General features: G+C 70.6%; 15 protein-coding genes. 2 read left to right on the top strand and 13 right to left on the bottom strand.

Annotated features, from left to right (window positions below):
* Nucleotides 1–140: 140 nt before the first annotated feature.
* The 7 genes from M1P99_RS05925 to M1P99_RS05955 all read right to left on the bottom strand — a co-directional run bounded on the left by M1P99_RS05925 (nucleotide 141) and on the right by M1P99_RS05955 (nucleotide 12,083).
* Nucleotides 141–2,138, bottom strand: a complete 1,998-nt coding sequence (locus M1P99_RS05925; RefSeq protein ID WP_304451663.1) for a penicillin-binding transpeptidase domain-containing protein — start codon at nucleotides 2,136–2,138, stop codon at nucleotides 141–143.
* A gap of 23 nt (nucleotides 2,139–2,161) precedes the next feature.
* Nucleotides 2,162–2,626 (bottom strand): SsrA-binding protein SmpB, encoded by a 465-nt coding sequence (gene smpB, locus M1P99_RS05930; RefSeq protein ID WP_053615551.1) that lies wholly within the window; start codon nucleotides 2,624–2,626, stop codon nucleotides 2,162–2,164.
* 75 nt (nucleotides 2,627–2,701) lie between these two features.
* Nucleotides 2,702–3,613: a permease-like cell division protein FtsX gene (ftsX, locus tag M1P99_RS05935; RefSeq protein WP_304451664.1), complete on the bottom strand. Its 912-nt coding sequence runs from the start codon at nucleotides 3,611–3,613 to the stop codon at nucleotides 2,702–2,704.
* Nucleotides 3,614–3,697: 84 nt separating this feature from the next.
* Nucleotides 3,698–4,387, bottom strand: a complete 690-nt coding sequence (gene ftsE / locus M1P99_RS05940; protein WP_017596794.1) for a cell division ATP-binding protein FtsE — start codon at nucleotides 4,385–4,387, stop codon at nucleotides 3,698–3,700.
* 481 nt (nucleotides 4,388–4,868) lie between these two features.
* Entirely contained in the window at nucleotides 4,869–5,990 is a 1,122-nt protein-coding gene (gene prfB, locus M1P99_RS05945) for a peptide chain release factor 2 (protein WP_304451665.1), read from the bottom strand.
* 141 nt (nucleotides 5,991–6,131) lie between these two features.
* Nucleotides 6,132–11,003 (bottom strand): NAD-glutamate dehydrogenase, encoded by a 4,872-nt coding sequence (locus M1P99_RS05950; protein WP_304451666.1) that lies wholly within the window; start codon nucleotides 11,001–11,003, stop codon nucleotides 6,132–6,134.
* Nucleotides 11,004–11,336: 333 nt separating this feature from the next.
* A complete protein-coding gene (locus M1P99_RS05955) occupies nucleotides 11,337–12,083 on the bottom strand; it encodes an HAD family hydrolase (RefSeq protein ID WP_304451667.1) in 747 nt (248 codons plus the stop codon).
* Between the two features lie 209 nt (nucleotides 12,084–12,292).
* Between M1P99_RS05955 and M1P99_RS05960 the strand changes: the two genes are divergently transcribed.
* Nucleotides 12,293–12,685, top strand: a complete 393-nt coding sequence (locus tag M1P99_RS05960) for a MerR family transcriptional regulator (protein ID WP_304451668.1) — start codon at nucleotides 12,293–12,295, stop codon at nucleotides 12,683–12,685.
* 2 nt (nucleotides 12,686–12,687) lie between these two features.
* Entirely contained in the window at nucleotides 12,688–13,020 is a 333-nt protein-coding gene (locus tag M1P99_RS05965) for a co-chaperone YbbN (RefSeq protein ID WP_304451669.1), read from the top strand.
* A 56-nt stretch (nucleotides 13,021–13,076) separates the two neighbouring features.
* Here the strand turns inward: M1P99_RS05965 and M1P99_RS05970 are convergent, their stop codons facing one another.
* The 6 genes from M1P99_RS05970 to M1P99_RS05995 all read right to left on the bottom strand — a co-directional run bounded on the left by M1P99_RS05970 (nucleotide 13,077) and on the right by M1P99_RS05995 (nucleotide 17,952).
* A complete protein-coding gene (locus M1P99_RS05970) occupies nucleotides 13,077–13,508 on the bottom strand; it encodes a hypothetical protein (RefSeq protein WP_304451670.1) in 432 nt (143 codons plus the stop codon).
* A 31-nt stretch (nucleotides 13,509–13,539) separates the two neighbouring features.
* Nucleotides 13,540–14,187, bottom strand: a complete 648-nt coding sequence (locus M1P99_RS05975) for an HAD family phosphatase (protein WP_304451671.1) — start codon at nucleotides 14,185–14,187, stop codon at nucleotides 13,540–13,542.
* Nucleotides 14,188–14,269: 82 nt separating this feature from the next.
* A complete protein-coding gene (locus M1P99_RS05980) occupies nucleotides 14,270–15,907 on the bottom strand; it encodes a glycoside hydrolase family 3 protein (protein ID WP_304451672.1) in 1,638 nt (545 codons plus the stop codon).
* Nucleotides 15,908–16,021: 114 nt separating this feature from the next.
* Nucleotides 16,022–16,510: a PTS glucose transporter subunit IIA gene (locus tag M1P99_RS05985; protein WP_304451673.1), complete on the bottom strand. Its 489-nt coding sequence runs from the start codon at nucleotides 16,508–16,510 to the stop codon at nucleotides 16,022–16,024.
* Nucleotides 16,511–16,537: 27 nt separating this feature from the next.
* Nucleotides 16,538–16,774 carry a glucose PTS transporter subunit EIIB gene (locus M1P99_RS05990; RefSeq protein WP_121180567.1) on the bottom strand — a complete coding sequence of 79 codons (237 nt, stop codon included), beginning with the start codon at nucleotides 16,772–16,774 and terminating at the stop codon, nucleotides 16,538–16,540.
* 134 nt (nucleotides 16,775–16,908) lie between these two features.
* Nucleotides 16,909–17,952, bottom strand: a complete 1,044-nt coding sequence (locus M1P99_RS05995) for an SIS domain-containing protein (protein ID WP_304451674.1) — start codon at nucleotides 17,950–17,952, stop codon at nucleotides 16,909–16,911.
* Nucleotides 17,953–17,969 lie beyond the last annotated feature (17 nt).

Below are 17,969 nucleotides of genomic sequence, written 5' to 3' on the forward strand. Positions count from 1 at the left end.
ACGAGGATCTGCCTCTCGGACTGGCTCACTACCCCCTGTCGCGGCCAGTCATCCGGAAAGACGCGATCGGCCCCGCGGGGGGTTGCCCGCGGGGCCGATCTTTGCCAGGTCCGGATGCACCAGTGACCAGGGTGTTCCGCTTACGGGCCCACCGGGTCCGTAACCGCCCCTCCGGCCGCGGGATCGGTCTGACCGGGCGGGGTCTCGGGGATCGTGGGGTCCCCGGCGGGAGCCGTCTGCTCCCCCGCGATCTCACCGGTGGCCAGCGAGGTCAGGAACGCCTGGGCGCTGTTCACCGCGTGGTGCGTCACCAGGGTGGTCGCGGAGTCGGCCTCGGCCACGATGGCGAAGGCCACGTCGCCCTGGTAGCCGACGAACCAGTGCAGGTCGGTCCCGTCGCCGAGCGCGACCCGGGCGGCCTGCCCGTACACCTCCGGCTGCTGGGCGAGCAGCTCCGGCATCCGGGTGGTGACCGCATCGCGCAGCCCCTGCCGCACGACCTCCAGGTCGGCCTCGTCCAACTCCGTCTCGGGCGACGGGGAGGGGCCCTCCTCGCGGACCAGCGTCGGCGCGTTCCACTCGCCGCCGGCGATGGTCGCGGCGGCCAACGCCATCGACAGCGGGCTCACCTGCACGCCGTCCTCCCCGACCATCGCCGAGGCGACACCGGCGTCTCCCTCGGCGACCGACACCGACCCCGCGGAGGCCTGCACCGGCAGTCGCCAGTCCGCGCCGATGCCGAGCGACAGGGCGGCCTGCTCGACGCTGTCGGCCCCCACGTCCGGGGCCAGTCCGACGAACCCGACCGTGCAGCTGTGGGCCAGGTTGCGGGCCAGGTCCGGTCCGCCGAACTCCGGGCTCAGCGCGCCCGAGCCGGGGTTGGTGAAGTTCTGGCCGTCGATGGTGGTCTCGTAGCCGCAGGGCACCTGGTCGTCGGCACCGACCGCGTCCGACTGCAGGGCCGCCAGCGCGCCCACGATGGTGAAGGCGCCGCCCGGCACGAAGGAGCCGTTGAGCGCCGCGTCGTCGCTCGCGCTGCCCGACGCGTTGGCGGCGGCCAGGACCTCTCCGCCGGCCGTGTCCACCGCCGCCAGGTAGGCGCGGCCCGGCAGGGGCGCCAGTGCCGCCTCGGCGGCGCGCTGCACGTCGGCGTCGAGTGTGGTGTCCACACCGCCGCTGCGCTCGCCCTCCCAGGACTCCAGGACGTCGGTGATCGCACCGGACTCGTCCAGGGTGACCACCTGGGCGGTGGCCGATCCGGCCAGCTCGCGCTGGAAGATGCTCTGCAGCCCGCTCAGGCCGACGGTGTCGCCCGCCTGGTAGGGGCCGGCGACCCGGGAGGACACCCGGTGCTCGGCCGTGCCCGCGACCTCGCCGACCAGGGACGGCGCGACCGTGGGCGACAGGTTGATCCGCACTTCCTCGGTGTCCACGCCCTGGATCCCGCCGACCTCGCTCAGCAGGGACGCGTTCACACTGGAGTCGCGCATCAGCACCAGCGGCTGGAACTGCTCGGGCGGCGCGGAGCGTACGCGGTTCAGCAGCGGCCCGGGCTCCTCATCGAGGAGTTCGGCGAGCTCGGTGACGCCCGCCTCCTTGTCGTCCATCTCGGCGGGGACCACACCGAAGGCCGTGACGCTGTCGGCGGAGACCAGTTCCCGGCCCTCCCGGTCGAGGATCTGGCCCCGCTCGGGCTGTTCGTAGCTGACCGCGAGTCGCTCGTCGTCGCTCAGCTCGGGGTGGATGACGGCGGAGGACCAGGTGATCCGCCAGCCGTCCGGACCCCATTCGAGCGGTATCTCGCCCGTGTAGTTCCAGGTGGGGTCACCGATGCCGAGGTCGGCCGTGACGTCGAAGGCCGCCGTCGCCGACTCGCCCTCGCGTTCGATCAGGCCCAGGCCGAAGCGCAGGGAGGCGAGGTCGAGCTGCTCGCGCACGCTCACCAGGGCCTCCTCGACCTCCGTCGGATCTCCGGTGGTGTACCGGGCGGCCTCCGCGTGGTCGCCGTCCTGCCAGGCGAGGAGGAAGGAGCGTACCGCCACCTCGGGGCTGGGGTGGGGTGTACACGCGGCCAGGGTGCCCGCGACGAGCAGGCCGCTTCCGGCGGCCAGGACGCGGCGAAGGGGACGGGGGGACACCTTGTGTGTTCCTTTCGAGGACCTCATCGTCGACGGCGCAGCGCGCGTTCCATATCGCGTTTGGCCTCGCGCTCGGCGATGGCGTGGCGTTTGTCGTACTCGCGCTTACCGCGGGCCAGGGCGATCTCGACCTTGGCACGGCCGTCACTGAAGTACAGGGACAGCGGCACCAGCGTGAAACCGGGCTCTCTGGTCTTACCGATCAGCCGCGCGATCTCCTGGCGGTGCAGGAGTAGCTTACGCCTTCGTCGCGCGGCGTGGTTGGTCCAGGTCCCCTGGGTGTACTCGGGGATGTGCACCTGCTCCAGCCACACCTCACCGTCGTGGACGTGCGCGAAGCCGTCCACGATCGACGCACGCCCCTCGCGGAGCGACTTCACCTCGGTGCCGGTGAGGACGATCCCCGCCTCGTAGGTCTCGTCGATGTGGTATTCGTGCCGGGCACGCCGATTCTGCGCGATGAGCTTACGCCCGGTTTCCCGTGCCACTGGGTGTATCCCTTCATACGTCCGGGGGGCACGTGGCCCCCCGGTACCCGCGAACGCCCCCGTCGGGCGGACCCGTCAGACCTTCAGGTAGCGGCGCAGGGTCAGGAACGAGGTGATGGTGCACAGCAGCACACCGAGGATCATCGAGACACCGATGACGTAGAGCAGTGATCCCGTACCGAGCGCCACGTCGAACTGGAACCAGTCCTCGATCCTGGTGAGCAGCGTGTACCTGGTCGCCACGATGAACCCGGAGGCGATCAGACCGCCGATGAAGCCGGCGATCGCGCCCTCCAGGAGGAAGGGGAGCTGGATGTAGAAGTTCGACGCGCCCACCAGCCGCATGATGCCGGTCTCCCGCCGTCGGCTGTAGGCCGACAGGCGGATGGTGTTGCCGATCAGCAGCGCGGCGGCGGCCAGCTGCACGAGGGCGACCACCAGGGCGGCCCACTTCAGGCCGTCCAGGAGCGAGAAGAACTGTTCGAGCACGCGTTGGTCGTCGGAGACCGTGTCGACACCCGGTGCGCCGTCGACCGCGGCGCGCACGGTGTCGTAGTGGTTCGGGTCGGTGAGCTGCACCCGGTAGTTGTCCGGGATGTCACCCTCCTGCGCGGCGCCGGCGAGGGCCTCGTTGGAGGAACCGATCCGCTCCTGGAAGTCCTGCCATGCCTCGGCGGCCGTGAGGTAGCGGAAGTCCTCCACCTCGTCCAGGCCCTCCAGCGTCTGCACGAGCTGCTCGCGGTCCGCGTCGCTGGCCTCGCCGTTCTCCGTGCAGGTCGCCGTCGGAGAGATATCGGTGCACATGTAGATGGTCAGCGTGATCCGCTGGTCCCAGTAGTTGCGCATCTCGGACACCTGCTGGTTCACCAGCAGGCCCGCGCCGAACAGGGCGAGGGAGATGGCCACCGTCGTGATGACGGCGATGGTCATCGTCAGGTTTCGGCGCAGGCCGATCCACGTCTCGGAGAGAACGAATTGTGCTCGCATGATCTGTTAAAGGTCCATCCTTCGGGGCTTCGCAGCGCCGGTCCTCGCAGTGGGGCGGCCGGCCGGCGCCGGACGCACCAGGGGTCAGTACGCCTGGCCGTAGACGCCGCGTGTCTGGTCACGCACTACGAGGCCCTCTTCCAATTCGATCACGCGCTTGCGCATCGAGTCGACGATGGCGGCATCGTGGGTCGCCATGACGACGGTGGTGCCCGTGCGGTTGATTCGGTCCAGCACCTTCATGATGCCGATGGAGGTCGCGGGGTCGATGTTTCCGGTGGGCTCGTCCGCCAGCAGGATCTGCGGGCGGTTGACGAACGCGCGGGCGATGGCCACACGCTGCTGCTCACCACCGGAGAGCTCACCGGGCATGCGTCCGGCCTTGCCCTCCAGGCCCACCAGCTCGACGACCTCGGGAACCACCTTGCGGATGAACCGCCGGGGCTTGCCGATGACCTCCAGGGCGAAGGCCACGTTCTCGAAGACGTTCTTGTTGGGGAGCAGGCGGAAGTCCTGGAAGACGCAGCCGATCCTGCGGCGCAGGTGCGGCACCTTCCAGTTGGACAGGCGGGCCAGGTCCTTACCCGCGACGTGGACACGCCCCTTGTCGGGCTTCTCCTCCTTCAGCACCAAGCGGAGGAAGGTCGACTTTCCGGAGCCGGAGGGGCCCACGAGGAAGACGAACTCGCCCTTGTCTACGTCAATGGAAACGCCGTCGAGCGCGGGGCGCTTCTGGGTCGGGTAGACCTTCGTGACGTTATCGAAGTGGATCACAGGCGCATCACAAGGTTCTCGAAGGTATGGGCACCCGCCTCGGAGCCGACTCCGCGCGGGATCGTACCGGCCGCATGGCCAACCGACAGTGTAGAGGGGGGTGCGGCCCGGATTGTCCAGGTCGCGACTCGCCCGAGGATCCGGAGGATCGTGCACCGTCGGACAACAGCCCCGAGCATATCGGAGGTGTCAATCGATGGTAACGTTCACATATAGTATTTCTGGTAAAAGTGTGGAGTCACACTCATCACCATTGGGCCACAACCTGCGCCCGTGACACAGCCGCCACACGGGGTGCGATCACTCCGACACCTGGTGTGCCCCCGCCTCGGGCCGAAGCGAAGCGGAGGCCCAAAGGGTACCGTGAGGGCGCCGTACGGGGTTCTGGAGGTTCTGGAGGTGCGCTCGTGAGGAACGAGCGTGCACCGCGAGGACCGAAGGTTCCCGTGCTCAGGCGCCCGACGACGGGGACACCCGGAGCCTACTGCGCAGCGTCGCCGCGCTCGCGGCTGCGCATCCACCGGATCTCGGCGTCGATGAAGGCGTCGATCTCGCCGTCCAGGACACCCGAGGTGTTGCCGGTCTCGGCGCCGGTCCGCACGTCCTTGACGCTCTGGTACGGGTGCAGCACGTAGTTGCGCATCTGCGTACCCCAGCTGCTCACCGAGTCGCCGCGGATCTCGTCCAGCGCGGCCTGCTCCTCCTCGCGCTTGCGGGCGAGCAGCTTGGACTGGAGCATCGTCATCGCGGTCGCCTTGTTCTGCAGCTGCGAGCGCTCGTTCTGGCACGAGACCACGATGCCGGTGGGCAGGTGGGTGATGCGCACCGCGGAGTCCGTGGTGTTGACGCCCTGGCCGCCGGGACCGCTGGAGCGGTACACGTCCACGCGCAGCTCGGTCTCGTCGATCTCGATGTGGTCGCTCTGCTCCACCGAGGGCACGACGTCCACACCCGCGAAGGAGGTCTGGCGCCGGTTCTGGTTGTCGAACGGCGAGATGCGCACCAGGCGGTGGGTGCCGTGCTCCCCGCGCAGGGTGCCGTAGGCGAAGGGCGCCTTGACCGCGAAGGAGGTGGACTTGATGCCCGCCTCCTCGGCGTAGGAGGTCTCGTAGACGTCCGTGGGGTAGCCGTGGCGCTCGGCCCAGCGCAGGTACATGCGCTGCAGCATCTGCGCCCAGTCGGCGGCGTCGACCCCGCCCGCCTGGGAGTTGATGGTGACGATCGCCTCGCGCTCGTCGTGCGGGCCGTTGAGGAGCGTGCGCACCTCCAGCTCGCCGATGTCCTTGCGGAGCTGTTCGAGCTCGCGGTCGGCCTCGTCCCGGGTGTCGCTGTCACCTTCGGCCTCGGCCAGCTCGTAGAGCACGCCGAGGTCGTCGAGGCGCTGGTCGATCCCCTCGATCTTGGTGACCATGGACTCCAGTGTGGACAGCTGCCGCGTCACCTTCTGCGCGTTGGCCTGGTCCGACCACAGCTCCGGGTCGGCCGCCTGCTCCCGCAGTTCGGCGATCTCCGTCCGCATCGCTTCCATGTCCAACACCGCGGACACACTCGCCAGGGTCGCCGCGAGTTCCTTGATCTTCTCTGCTGGGTCCATGTCTGCCACGTCCCCCAGTGTAGGGGCCTGCCCGCGCCCCCGGCCCAGCTCCGTATCCCGCCCCGCCCCGCACGGCGCTGTGCCCCCGGCCGGGATGGGCCGGGGGCACACTGAGTCCGGTGTCGGCGGCGGGCGCCCCGACGGGTGGGCCTAGTCGACCAGGGAGCGGACCGAGCGCAGGGCCACCGACAGGGTGGCCAGGTCGAAGCGCTCGTTCTCCTGGATCTCCGACAGGGTGATGCCGGCGCGGTCGACGATCTCCTCGTTCTGCGCGATCCATCCGTTGATGAGCCCGACCGCGGACTCCTCCGGCGGACCCGACTCCAGCACGCGGGCGGTCAGCGCGGCGTGCGCCGCGTACAGGTCGTCGCGCAGCGAGGATCGGGCCATCGTGCCCCAGCGGTCGTCCCGCGGCAGGTCGATGATCCGTTCACGCCACCAGCTGATGTTGAGCCGGTCGGCGAGCTCGAAGTACAGCTCGGCGACCTTCTCCACGGAGCGGCCGGTGCGCTGGGCGATCTCCACCAGGTCCAGCGTGGAGTAGGCCGGGACCATGACGGCCACCTGCTCGGCCAGGTCCGCCGGCACCCCCATCTCCCGGTAGCGGTCGCGGCGCTCGACGAAGGCCTCGCGGTCGCGCCCCTTGACCAGGTCGGCCAGGTGCGGGAGCACCTCGCCCACGCCGTCGGCGAAGTAGCCGATCTCGCTGCGCACGTCGAACGGGAAGGTGCGGTTGCGCAGCAGCCACCGGGCGGAGCGCTCGGCGAGCTTGCGGGTCTCCAGCAGCAGGACGAGCTGGCTGTCCACGGAGATGTGGTGGTCCAGCTCCTCGATCCGGCCCCAGAACCTCCGCAGCCGGAGGATCTCCTGGACGACCAGGTAGGCGCGGGCGATGTCCGCGGCGCTGGAACCCAGCTCCTCGTTGAGGCGGAAGGCGAAGGTGACCCCGGAGCGGTTCACCATCTGGTTGACGACCTGGTTGACGATGATCTCCCGGCGCAGCGGGTGCGTGGCCACGCCCTCGGCGAAGCGCTCCGAGCGCAGCGGCGTCGGGAAGTAGTCCGTCAGGGCGTCCGCCAGGTAGGGGTCGTCGGACAGGTCCGAGTCGCCGATCTGGTCCTTGAGGTCGATCTTGGTGTACGAGAGCAGCGTCGAGAACTCGGGGGTCGTCAGCCCCTTGCCCGCGGCGCGCCGCTCGGCGATGGCCTTGTCCGAGGGCAGGTCCTCCTGCTTGCGCTTGAGGACCTTCGTGCGCTCCAGGTGGCGCATGTACCGGCCGTGGACGTGCAGCATCTCGCAGGTCTGGCTGCGCGCGGCGGCCAGCACGGTGTTCTGCGCGTAGTTGTTGTCCAGGACCAGATCGGCGACCTCGTCGGTCATGTCGATGAAGAGCTGGTCGCGCTCGGCCTTGCCCAGGCTGCCCGACCGCACCTCGCGGTCGAGCATGATCTTGATGTTCACCTCGTGGTCGGAGGTGTCCACCCCGGCGGAGTTGTCGATGAAGTCGGTGTTGACCCGGCCGCCCTCGCGGGCGAACTCGATCCGGGCGGGCTGGGTCAGGCCCAGGTTGCCGCCCTCGCCGACCACCTTGACCCGCAGGTCGGTGGCGTCGACGCGCACGCGGTCGTTGGCCTTGTCGCCGACGTCGGCGTGCGACTCCCCGCTCGCCTTGACGTAGGTGCCGATGCCGCCGTTCCACAGCAGGTCGACCGGAGCGGCCAGGATGTGGCGGATGAGCGCGTCCGGCGTGAGGCCGTCCACCCCGTCCTCGATGCCGAGTACCTCCCGCACCTGCGGGCTGACCGGCACCGACTTGGCGTCGCGCGGGTAGACGCCCCCGCCCTCGGTGATGAGCGCCTGGTCGTAGTCCAGCCAGGTGCTGCGCGGCAGCTCGAACATGCGCTTGCGCTCGACCCACGAGGTGTGCGGGTCGGGGTCCGGGTCCAGGAAGACGTGGCGGTGGTCGAAGGCGGCCACCAGACGGATCTGCTGCGAGAGCAGCATGCCGTTGCCGAACACGTCACCGGACATGTCGCCGATGCCGACCGCGGTGAACGGCTGCTCCTGCACGTTCACGCCCATCTCGCGGAAGTGGTACTTGACCGACTCCCAGGCTCCGCGCGCGGTGATGCCCATGGCCTTGTGGTCGTAGCCGACCGAGCCGCCGGAGGCGAAGGCGTCGCCCAGCCAGAAGCCGCGGGCGTTGGAGATCTCGTTGGCGGTGTCGGAGAAGGTCGCGGTGCCCTTGTCGGCCGCGACCACCAGGTAGGAGTCGTCGCCGTCGTGCCGGACGGTGTGCTCGGGGTGCACGACCTGGCCGTCGACCAGGTTGTCGGTGACGTCGAGCAGGCCGCTGATGAACTGCTTGTAGCAGGAGACGACCTCGGCCATCACCTGTTCACGGGTCCCGCCCTCGGGCAGCCGCTTGCAGACGAACCCGCCCTTGGCGCCGCTGGGCACGATGACCGAGTTCTTGACCATCTGGGCCTTGACCAGCCCGAGGATCTCGGTGCGGAAGTCCTCGAAGCGGTCGGACCAGCGCAGGCCGCCGCGGGCGACGGAGCCGAACCGCAGGTGCACGCCCTCGACGCGGGGCGAGTAGACGTACATCTCGAACCGGGGCCGCGGGTTGGGCAGGTCCGGGATCTGCTGCGGGTTGAGCTTGAGCACCAGGTAGGGGTGCCCCTGGTAGTGGTTGGTGCGCAGGGTGGCCCCGATGACCGTGAGGAACGAGCGCAGGATGCGGTCGTGGTCCAGGCTGGCCACGCTCTCCAGTTCGCCCTCGATCTTGTCGACGATGGCCGCGGCCCGCTCGTCGCGGCCCTCGTCGGGCCGCTCGGGGTCGAAGCGGGTCTCGAACAGCTCCATGAGCAGGCCGGCGATCCCGACGTTGGCGCCCAGGACGTCGGCGAGGAAGTCGGGGGTGTAGGTCGCACCGGTCTGGCGCAGGTACTTGGCGTAGGCGCGCAGCACCGAGATCTGGCGCCAGTCGAGGCCGGCCCGCACGACCAGGGCGTTGAACCGGTCGGACTCGCACCGGTCGCGCCAGGTGGCCTCGAAGGCGTCCTCGAACAGCTCCCGCAGGCGGTCGGCCGGCAGTTCGGTGGTCGCGGAGCGCCGCAGCCCCAGGTCGTAGATCCAGACCCGGCCCACGCTCTCGATCGACAGGTCGTAGGGCCACTCGTCGACGACGTCGACGCCCAGGTGCTCCAGGACGGGCAGCATGCGGCTCAGGGTGACGGGCTCGCCGACCCGGTAGAGCCGGAACCGCCACTCCCCCAGCCTCGGGTCGTCCGGCTGGTAGAGCCGGCCGACGAACTCGCCCTGGCGGTGGTCGGGGTCGGTGCGCTCCAGCAGCTTCTCCAGCTCGCCGATGTCGGCGGCCGCGACCTCGGGCGAGTTGTCGACCTTGTAGGCCTCGGTGAGGCCGCTGGAGTAGCGCTCCTTGTAGACGGTCGCGTGGCCGGGGCCGAACGCCTCGGTGAGGGCGGCGTCGAAGTCGGTGTCCCAGGAGCGGGCGGCCTCGCGGACCTTCTCCTCCAAGGCCACCTGGTCGATGTCGGCCAGCGTCTGCTTGGACTTGGCGCGGGCCACCAGGTAGAGGCGGGCCAGCGGGGCGGCGCCGATCATGACGTTGTGGTCCATCGTGGCGCCCTCGAAGGCGTCGGCGAGGACCTTCTGGATGTCCAGGCGCACGCGGGTGCTGTACTCGTCGCGCGGCATGTACACGAAGCAGGACATGTAGCGGCCGCCGTAGGGGTCGCGCCGCATGAACAGCTTGGTGCCGCGCCGGTCGCGCAGGCGCAGGACGCCGCGGACGATGTTGTACAGCTCGTTGACGGGGATCTGCAGGAGTTCCTCGCGCGGGAAGGTCTCCAGCAGCTCGATGAGGTCCTTGCCGTCGTAGCTGTCGGCCTCGAACCCGGCCAGGGACAGGACCTCGGCCTGCTTGCGGCGCAGGATCGGGATCTGGGCGATGGACTCGGTGTTGGCCTGGGAGGTGAACAGGCCCAGGAAGCGCCGTTCGCCGACGATGTTGCCCTGGGCGTCGAACTTCTTGACGCCGATGTAGTCCAGGTACTTGGGCCGGTAGACGGTGGCGCGGGAGTTGGCCTTGGTCAGGACGAGCACGAAGGGCTCGCGGGCCTTGGCTCGGATCTCCGGCGGCAGCGCGGCGAAGCCGGTGGAGGCGGGCGAGTCCATGCGCAGGATGCCCAGGCCCGAGCCGGGCTCGGGGCGCAGGGCGTCGTCACCGTTCTCGTCGGTGACCAGGCTGTACTCGCGGTAGCCCATGAAGGTGAAGTGGCGGCCGGCCGCCCAGCGCAGGAAGTCGACGCTCTCGCCGATCTCGCGGGGGTCGACCCCGCCCGCCACGAGGCGGTCGGGGTAGGCGGCCAGCTCGTCGGCGATGCGGATCGCCCGGTCGCCCATCTTGGCGGCGTCCTCGTCCACGTAGCGGACGTCGTTGAGGACGTTCTCCAGCCGGGTGGTGATCTCCTTGACGCGCTCGGGGTCGTCCTGGCGGTCGATCTCGATGTGCATCCAGGACTCGTCGGTGGGCAGGAGCCCGTCGCCGCCGATCTCGGGGTCGATCTCGCGCAGTACGCCCTCGAGGTCGCGGCCGACCGTCATCTGGGGGTGGATGATCAGGCGCGCCCCGGCGCCCAGGTCGTGCAGCGCCATGGTGACCGAGGAGACGAGGAAGGGGGCGTTGTCGGTGACGATCTCGACGATGCTGGTCTGCTGTTCCCAACCGTCGCGCGCACGCTCGGGGGTGTAGACGCGGACCTTGGCGCGGCCCGGAACGCGGTGGGCGCCGAAGTCGCGGTGCGCCCTGGCGGCGCCGCAGATCTGTTCGGCCGTGCGGCCGGAGATCTCCTCCGGGTCCGTGTGCCGGTAGTAGAACGGCAGGAAGTGTCGGACGGCGTCGGCGTCCTCGGGGGCTAGGCCCGCTCTGGGCGACCACTTCGTGGCCGCGTCACTGAGCAGCTTCTGGAGGATGACGTCGGATTGCCCGGACATAGGGATCTCTCACTCCTTTGTGAGCAACGTCGCACGAGCGCTGGAGAAACAGCCGGTCATGTGACCTGTGAGTTTCCGTACTGATGGGTGATTCTGTGTGCACCCCGTAGCGGGGCGCGCGGGAACGGTGACGGGACGGCACCTGTGCGCACAGGCGGAACAATGGAGAGGCGGCAGACGCCGTTGTCCCCACCTCATCCGCTGACCAGGCTACTGGTTTTCGCGCAGGAGGACAGGTGCAACACCGTTACGCGGTAGTTACAACCTGTAAGAAGCGGATTGCGGTGGTCAAGGGCACGGGACACGTGGACCTCCGGGGCCTCGCGCTGTGAACTATCGGGCCGTCGCCTGATGCACGGCCGTCATGACCGCCTGGGGGTCTCCCAGGTCCGGTAGAACGGCCACCGCGCCGGCGTCACGGAGCTGGGCCTCGGTGGCCGAGCCCGTGCGGACCGCGAGCGGGACCGCGCCGCCGATCCTGGCGGCGCGGACGTCGGAGACGGCGCTGGTCACGAACACCGTCTCCTCCTCCGTGTAGGGCCGCCCGCCGTCGCCGGTGGCGTGCAGGCGGATGGACTGGATGAGGGACGACTTGGGGTAGTTCACCGAACCGTACCCGCCGATGGCCAGGTCCAGGTGGGCGTCCAGCCCGAAGGCCGCGAGCTTGGCCACGGCGTTGGCGCGGGTGCTTCCGCTCACCACCGTCTGGACGGTGTCGGGCATCCCGGCGACGGCCGCCAGCGACGCGGCGGCACCGGACATCACGCGCCCTTGGGCGAGGAGTTCGTCGGTGCGCCGCCCGAACGCCTCCTCCAGCAGGGACATGAACTCGGCGAGGACGTCGCCGTCGGGTTCCACGTCGACGTCGTTGCGCGCGCAGAACTCGAAGAACATCTCCGAGTCGGTGCGCCCCTCGGCGGAGGTCAGATAGACCAGCGGTTCGCCCGTGACCTTCTCGAAGGCCTCGGCGTAGGCGGCCCTCATCACCCGTCCGACGTCAAGAAGGGTGAGGTCGATGTTCCAGAGCACCAGGCGGCTGATGGCTGACTCCTCGACGTTCGGGGACGGGGCTACCCCCATCTTGCCGCATCGGCGATTCCCCCAGGAACCGGGCGACCGGGACCGGCCACCGCCCGCACGGCGCCCGTCCCGGCTCCGGGGCCCCGACCCCGACCGCGAGTGCTCCGACCGCGACCCGGAGGGCCCGCTCCGGTCGTTCGCGGCGCCCCTGGACCGATCCGCGCGTGCCCGTTGCGTTGACGTCGGCGTCAAGGCCTACCGTGACGGGCATGCGCATCGGTGAGCTTGCCAGGCGGGCGGGGGTCAGTACACGGACCCTGCGCTACTACGAGTCACGCGGTCTGATCCCCAGCCGCCGTGAGGTCAACGGCTACCGCGTCTACGACGACGCCGACCTGCGGCTGGTGGAGCAGATCCGCACGCTCCAGGACTTCGGGTTCGGGCTGGAGGAGACGCGCCCGTTCGTGGAGTGCCTCCGGGCCGGGCACCCGACCGGGGACTCCTGTCCCGCGTCGCTGGAGGTCTACCGCGGCAAGCTCGCCGAGCTCGACACGCTCATCGACGAGCTGCGGGCCGTGCGCCACCAGGTGAGCGCGCAGCTGGCGCGGGCCGAGCTGGACCTGCCCGACCCGCCCGACCCGCTGTGCCAGATGAAGGGATGACCATGATCGGATCCGCGGAGCTGGGCCAGGCGACGGACGACTCCTTCAGCGAGGACGTCCTGCGCTCGGACCTGCCGGTGCTGGTGGAGTTCACCGCCGACAGCTGCGCGCCGTGCCGCCAGATGGAGCCGGTGCTCAGGTCCCTCGCGGACGACCTGCGCGGGCGGATGAGGATCGTGCAGGTCGACGTGCCGGCGAACCCGGCCACGACACGCGACTACCAGGTGATGGGCACGCCCACCATGTTCCTCTTCCACGGGGGCGAGCCGGTGCGGCAGTTGGTCGGGGCCCAGCCCAAGCGCCGCCTCCTGCGCGAGGTCGAGCCGTTCGTCTGAGCGTTCCCGACCGGCCGGCCGGGGCGACGCGCGCCAGGTCGCGCCGCCGCGCCCGCCTAGGCGCCGCTGTCGGCGACGAGGTGGCGCAGTTCCTGGACCGCGAACCACAGCAGTTCGTGGTCCTCGGCGTCTCCGGCGGCGACGTCGTCGGCCGCCGCCTCGTCGTCCACGTGCGCCGACGCCAGCTTCTTGTAGGGGACGGGCTCGGTCACCGCGACGCGGACCACGTTCGGTCCGGCTGCGCCTCGGCGCTCGACGACGCGGTCGGGCATGTCCGCCGCCAGGACGACGCGGCGCCGTGGGGCGTCGGGGTCGGCGGCCAGGAGTGCCAGGGATGCCTCGGCGGCGGCGTACATGGCGTCGTACTCGGCCTCCTCGGTGTCACCGCCGGGCCCGGGGTCGGCGGCGAAGGCCGTGGTGCCGTCCGCCCTCCCGGTGTCGAGGACTCCGGCGAGGGCGGGGATGGTGCTGGGCAGGAAGACGTACATGCGGGCGGCTCTCAGGTGCGTGGATCGAACCCTACGAGTGTGCCACCGACGACGCCAGGAAGCGGTCCAGCGCCCGCTGCGTGGACTCGGTGTCGGTGTGCAGGATGCCCGTCATGCCGAGTGCCTCGGCGGTGCGGACGTTGTGCTCCAGGTCGTCGATGAAGACGCAGTCCTCGGGAGCCAGGCCGAGTCGTTCGCAGGTGTGCAGGTAGATGCGCTCCTCGGGCTTGCGCATCCCCACCTCGCCGGAGATCACCACGGTGTCGAAGGTCGTCTCGAAGTGCTCGTGCGGGTAACCGTTGCCCCAGGAGTTGGACAGCAGCGCGGTGGCGGCGCCGCCGCGCCTGGACCGGCGCAGGAGCTCGTACATGCCGTGCACGGGCTCGAAGTTGGCGAACATCCTGTGGATGAGCCCCTCGGCCACCACCGGCCCGCCGTGGGTGGACCGCAGCAGGCCCGCCAGGTCCCGCTCGAACTGCGAGACGGGGATCTCGCCCCTCTCCAGCGCGTGGACCGGGTTGGAGCCGTTGAGGCTGTTGTCGAAGTAGGGCCGCATCACCTCCTGGTAGTGGTCGATGTCGATCCGGTCGGCGTGCAGCCAGGCCCGGATGCCGTCGGTCAGGGGCGGCGTGAGGACGCCGCCCCAGTCGGAGATGACCCCTCGGCGGGTGCTGTCCATCCGATCCCTCCATCTGTTCGGGCGGGGAACCGTTCTTCCCGTTCCCCGCCCGGTTCAATCGCCCCGAAGAGGGACAAAGCACTCAGAAGGAGAGGCCGTCGCCCGCGGTCGCGACGTCCGGGATGTCCACCGGGAGCGTTCCGGCGGGGTCGATCTCGCCGGCGATCACCCGGGCCGCGGCGGTCCGGGACACCTCCACGGACGAGTACACGGCCAGGAAGGCGTCGACGTCGGGAAAGGCCGCCAGGTCGTAGGGGCCGCCCTGAGCGACGACGATGACCGGCCCCTGGGCGGACGCCACCAGGGCGCGCTGCTCCGGTGTGGCCCCGTCCGTGCCCACGACCAGTGCCGGGGCGGAGGCGTCGACGGTGACACCGGCCTCGGTGAGCGCGGCGGCGATCGTGTCCGCGCCCGCGCCCTCGACACGCACGGGCGTGTCCCGCAGCGGCAGCAGGCCGTCCTCGTTGCGCAGCAGGGTCACGGAGGCGTCGGCGACGGTCTGGGCCGCCTCCTCGTGGCCCATGGCGTCGGCCGCGGCGGACGGGTCCACCGGGTCCGCCTCCAGGATCCCGCGCTTCTCCTTGAGGGTGAGCACCCGCAGGACCGATTCGTCGACGCGTTCCTCGGTGATCCGGCCCTCCTCCACGGCGGTGCGCAGGGCGGCCACGGCGGCGGCCGGGTCCGGTGGCATCAGCAGTTGGTCCACGCCCGCCTCGACCGCCCGGACGGCGACCTCGCCGTCGTCGTAGCGCTGGCGCACGCCCTCCATGTTGAGGGCGTCGGTGGTGACGACGCCGTCGTAGCCGAGTTCCTCGCGCAGGATGCCGCCGATGATCGACGGCGACAGCGTGGCCGGGTCGGGGTCGTCACTGCTGTCCAGACCGGGCATGAGCACGTGCGCGGTCATGATCGCGTCCACGTCGGCCTCGACGGCCGCACGGAACGGCGGCAGGTGCTCCTGCTCCCATCGCTCGCGCGGCAGGTCGATGACGGGCAGCCCGGTGTGGCTGTCCACGTCGGTGTCGCCGTGGCCGGGGAAGTGCTTGACGACGGAGACGACACCGCCCTCGGCGAAGGCCGCCGCCTCGGCCACGGCCATCTCCGCCACCAGGTCGGGATCGGAGCCGAACGAGCGGATCCCGATCACCGGGTTGTCCGGGTCGGTGTTGACGTCGGCCACCGGGGCGTAGTCCAGGTTGATCCCGAGAGCGGACAGTTCCGTCGCGGTCGTCCCGGCCAGCAGTTCGGCCATGGCCGTGTCATGGCTCGCCCCGACCGCCATCGCGTCCGGGAAGCGGGTGCCCACCGGCAGCCGCGCCACCATGCCCTGCTCCTGGTCGACGCCGACGAACAGCGGGACGCCCTGCCCCTGTTGCGCTGCCAGGTCCTGGACGCCGGCGGACATCCCGGCGATCTGCTCGGCGTCGGTCAGGTTGGCGTCGAAGTAGATGACGCCCCCGGGCCGGTAGGCCTCGATCCGGGCCGCGTTCTCGGCGGCCGTGGTCCCCTGCGCGGTCAGCACCAGGAGCTGGCCGATCTTGTCGTCCAGGTCCATCCCCGCGAGCAGCTCGGGTGCGAGCACGGCTTCGAAGGGCTCGGCGGTCGGCGAGGGTTCTTCCTCCTGCGGCGAGGAACCCACCTCCTCGGTGGTGCACGCGCTGGCGATCAGCGCGAGGGCCGCACAGGCCGTGGTGAGGGCACGCGGTAGGAGCGGTCTCATGGCGGGTGTCATCTCCGGTGGTCAGCGGGTCGCGGCCGGAGGATACCGCGTCGGCGGGGGTGACCCGGTGCACGGTCGCCCGCGCGCCGGGTCCCGCTCCCGGACGAAGGAGCCCTACTCCCAGACGAAGAGGGACTCCCCGGTGCAGACGACCCCGTCGGCGAGGTCGCGCACCGCCCCCTGGCCGGCGTCCAGGGCGACCACGGGCACGACCGACGGCTTGCCCTGGGCCGCGACCAGGCCCGGCGACCAGCGGATCACCGGGGTGCCGGCCTCGATCCTGGCGCCCTCCTCGGCCAGGAGGGTGAAGCCCTCCCCCGCGAGCTGCACGGTGTCGATGCCCAGGTGCACCAGCACACCGCGACGCTGGTCGGGAGCCATCACCACGAACGCGTGGGGGTGGAGTTTGACCAGGTCCCCCGTGATGGGTGCGACCGCCGACTGCGTACCCTCCTGTCCGCCCTCCTGCCCCGGCTCGGGGTGGACGGCGACGCCGGGGCCGACCATCCCCTCCGAGAACACGGGATCGGGCACGGTCGAGAGGGAGAGCGCGGTCCCGGAGACGGGAGCGAGGACGTCGAGCGGGTCCGTGGCGTCTGACATGGGGAATCCCTTCCCTCTCAGGGAGAGTTAATCCAGCAGGTCCTTGATGTCGTCGGTGAGCGTGTCCGCTTCGGGGCCCACCACGACCTGCACGACGTTGCCCGACATCAGGACTCCGTGGGCGCCCGCCGCGCGCAGGTCGCCCTCCTTCACCAGGCCGGGGTCGGCCACCTCGGTACGCAACCGGGTGATGCAGGCCTCGATGTCCTCGATGTTGGCCGGGCCGCCCAGCCCGGCGACGATCGCCGCTGCTTTGTCCGCCATCTGTCCTCCGTGCTCTGCCTTGGGAACGGGGAGTCCCCGGGATGAGCCTATGGGTGACCCACCCCACACACCAGGGTCCGCGTGACCGCGCTGAGTACGCGGGGGGAGTACTCGATCGCCGGACGTCCCCCGCGTCAGGAGGTCTGGGTGACCTTGTTGAGCCCGCGGGGCACGTCCGGGTTGTAGCCCAGGCGCCGCGCGAGGCGCTCGGTGAGCAGCTGCGCGGGCACGATGAGGTTCATCGGCGAGACCCACTCGGGCACGTCCGGCACCGGAACGGCCAGGTCGCTCGCGGCGGCCAGGGCCGGACCGCCGCCGAAGCCGAACACCGGGGCCCCGGCCGAGCGGGCGCGCTCGGCCAGCGCGACGGTCCCCTGCAGGGTCGGCCCGGAGGGCGCGGCCACCAGCAGGGCCGGGGTGCGCGGGTCGACGACGGCGATGGGGCCGTGCAGCAGGTCGGCGTAGGACAGGCCCATCGCGTGCAGGTAGCAGGCCTCCTTGAGCTTGAGGGCGGCCTCCAGCGCGGTGGAGAAGGCCATGCCGCGGCCGGAGATGACCGCGCCCTGCACGGCGACCATCCGCTCGACGATCTCCTCCAGCGCGTCGGTGGGCGCCGCGAGCGTCTCCTCGATGCCGTCGGGCACGCGCTCCAGGTCGCCGGCGTCCAGATCCGCGCCCAACCCCAGGGCCAGGACCGCCAGCGCGGCGAGCTGGGTGTTGTAGGTCTTGGTGGCGGGCACCGCCAGCTCGTCCCCGGCCCGGGTGACCAGCGCGACGTCGGCCTCGGCGGCCAGCGGGGATCCGGCACCGTTGGTCACGGCGACGGTACGGGCGCCGCAGTCGGCGGCCCAGCGCATGGTCTCGACGATCTCCTCCGTCTTGCCGGACTGGGAGATGGCCACGGCCAGGACGTCGGACAGGTCGATCTTCGCGCCGTAGGTGGTGGCGATGGAGGGCGAACCCAGCGTGGCCAGACGGCCGGTGTGCGCCTGCAGCAGGTAACCGCCGTAGACCGCCGCGTTGTCGGAGGAACCGCGCGCGATGAACAGTACGTGCCGGGTGCGTCGGCCCAGGGCCTCGATCTCGGGGCGCAGCGGCAGCAGTTCGGCGAACGTGCGGCGCAGCGCCTCGGGCTGCTCGGCGATCTCGGAGCGCATCACGCTCGTCGTGGTCGTCATGGAGAACCTTCCCCTGG

Source organism: Nocardiopsis sp. YSL2, from assembly GCF_030555055.1.
Lineage (GTDB): Bacteria > Actinomycetota > Actinomycetes > Streptosporangiales > Streptosporangiaceae > Nocardiopsis.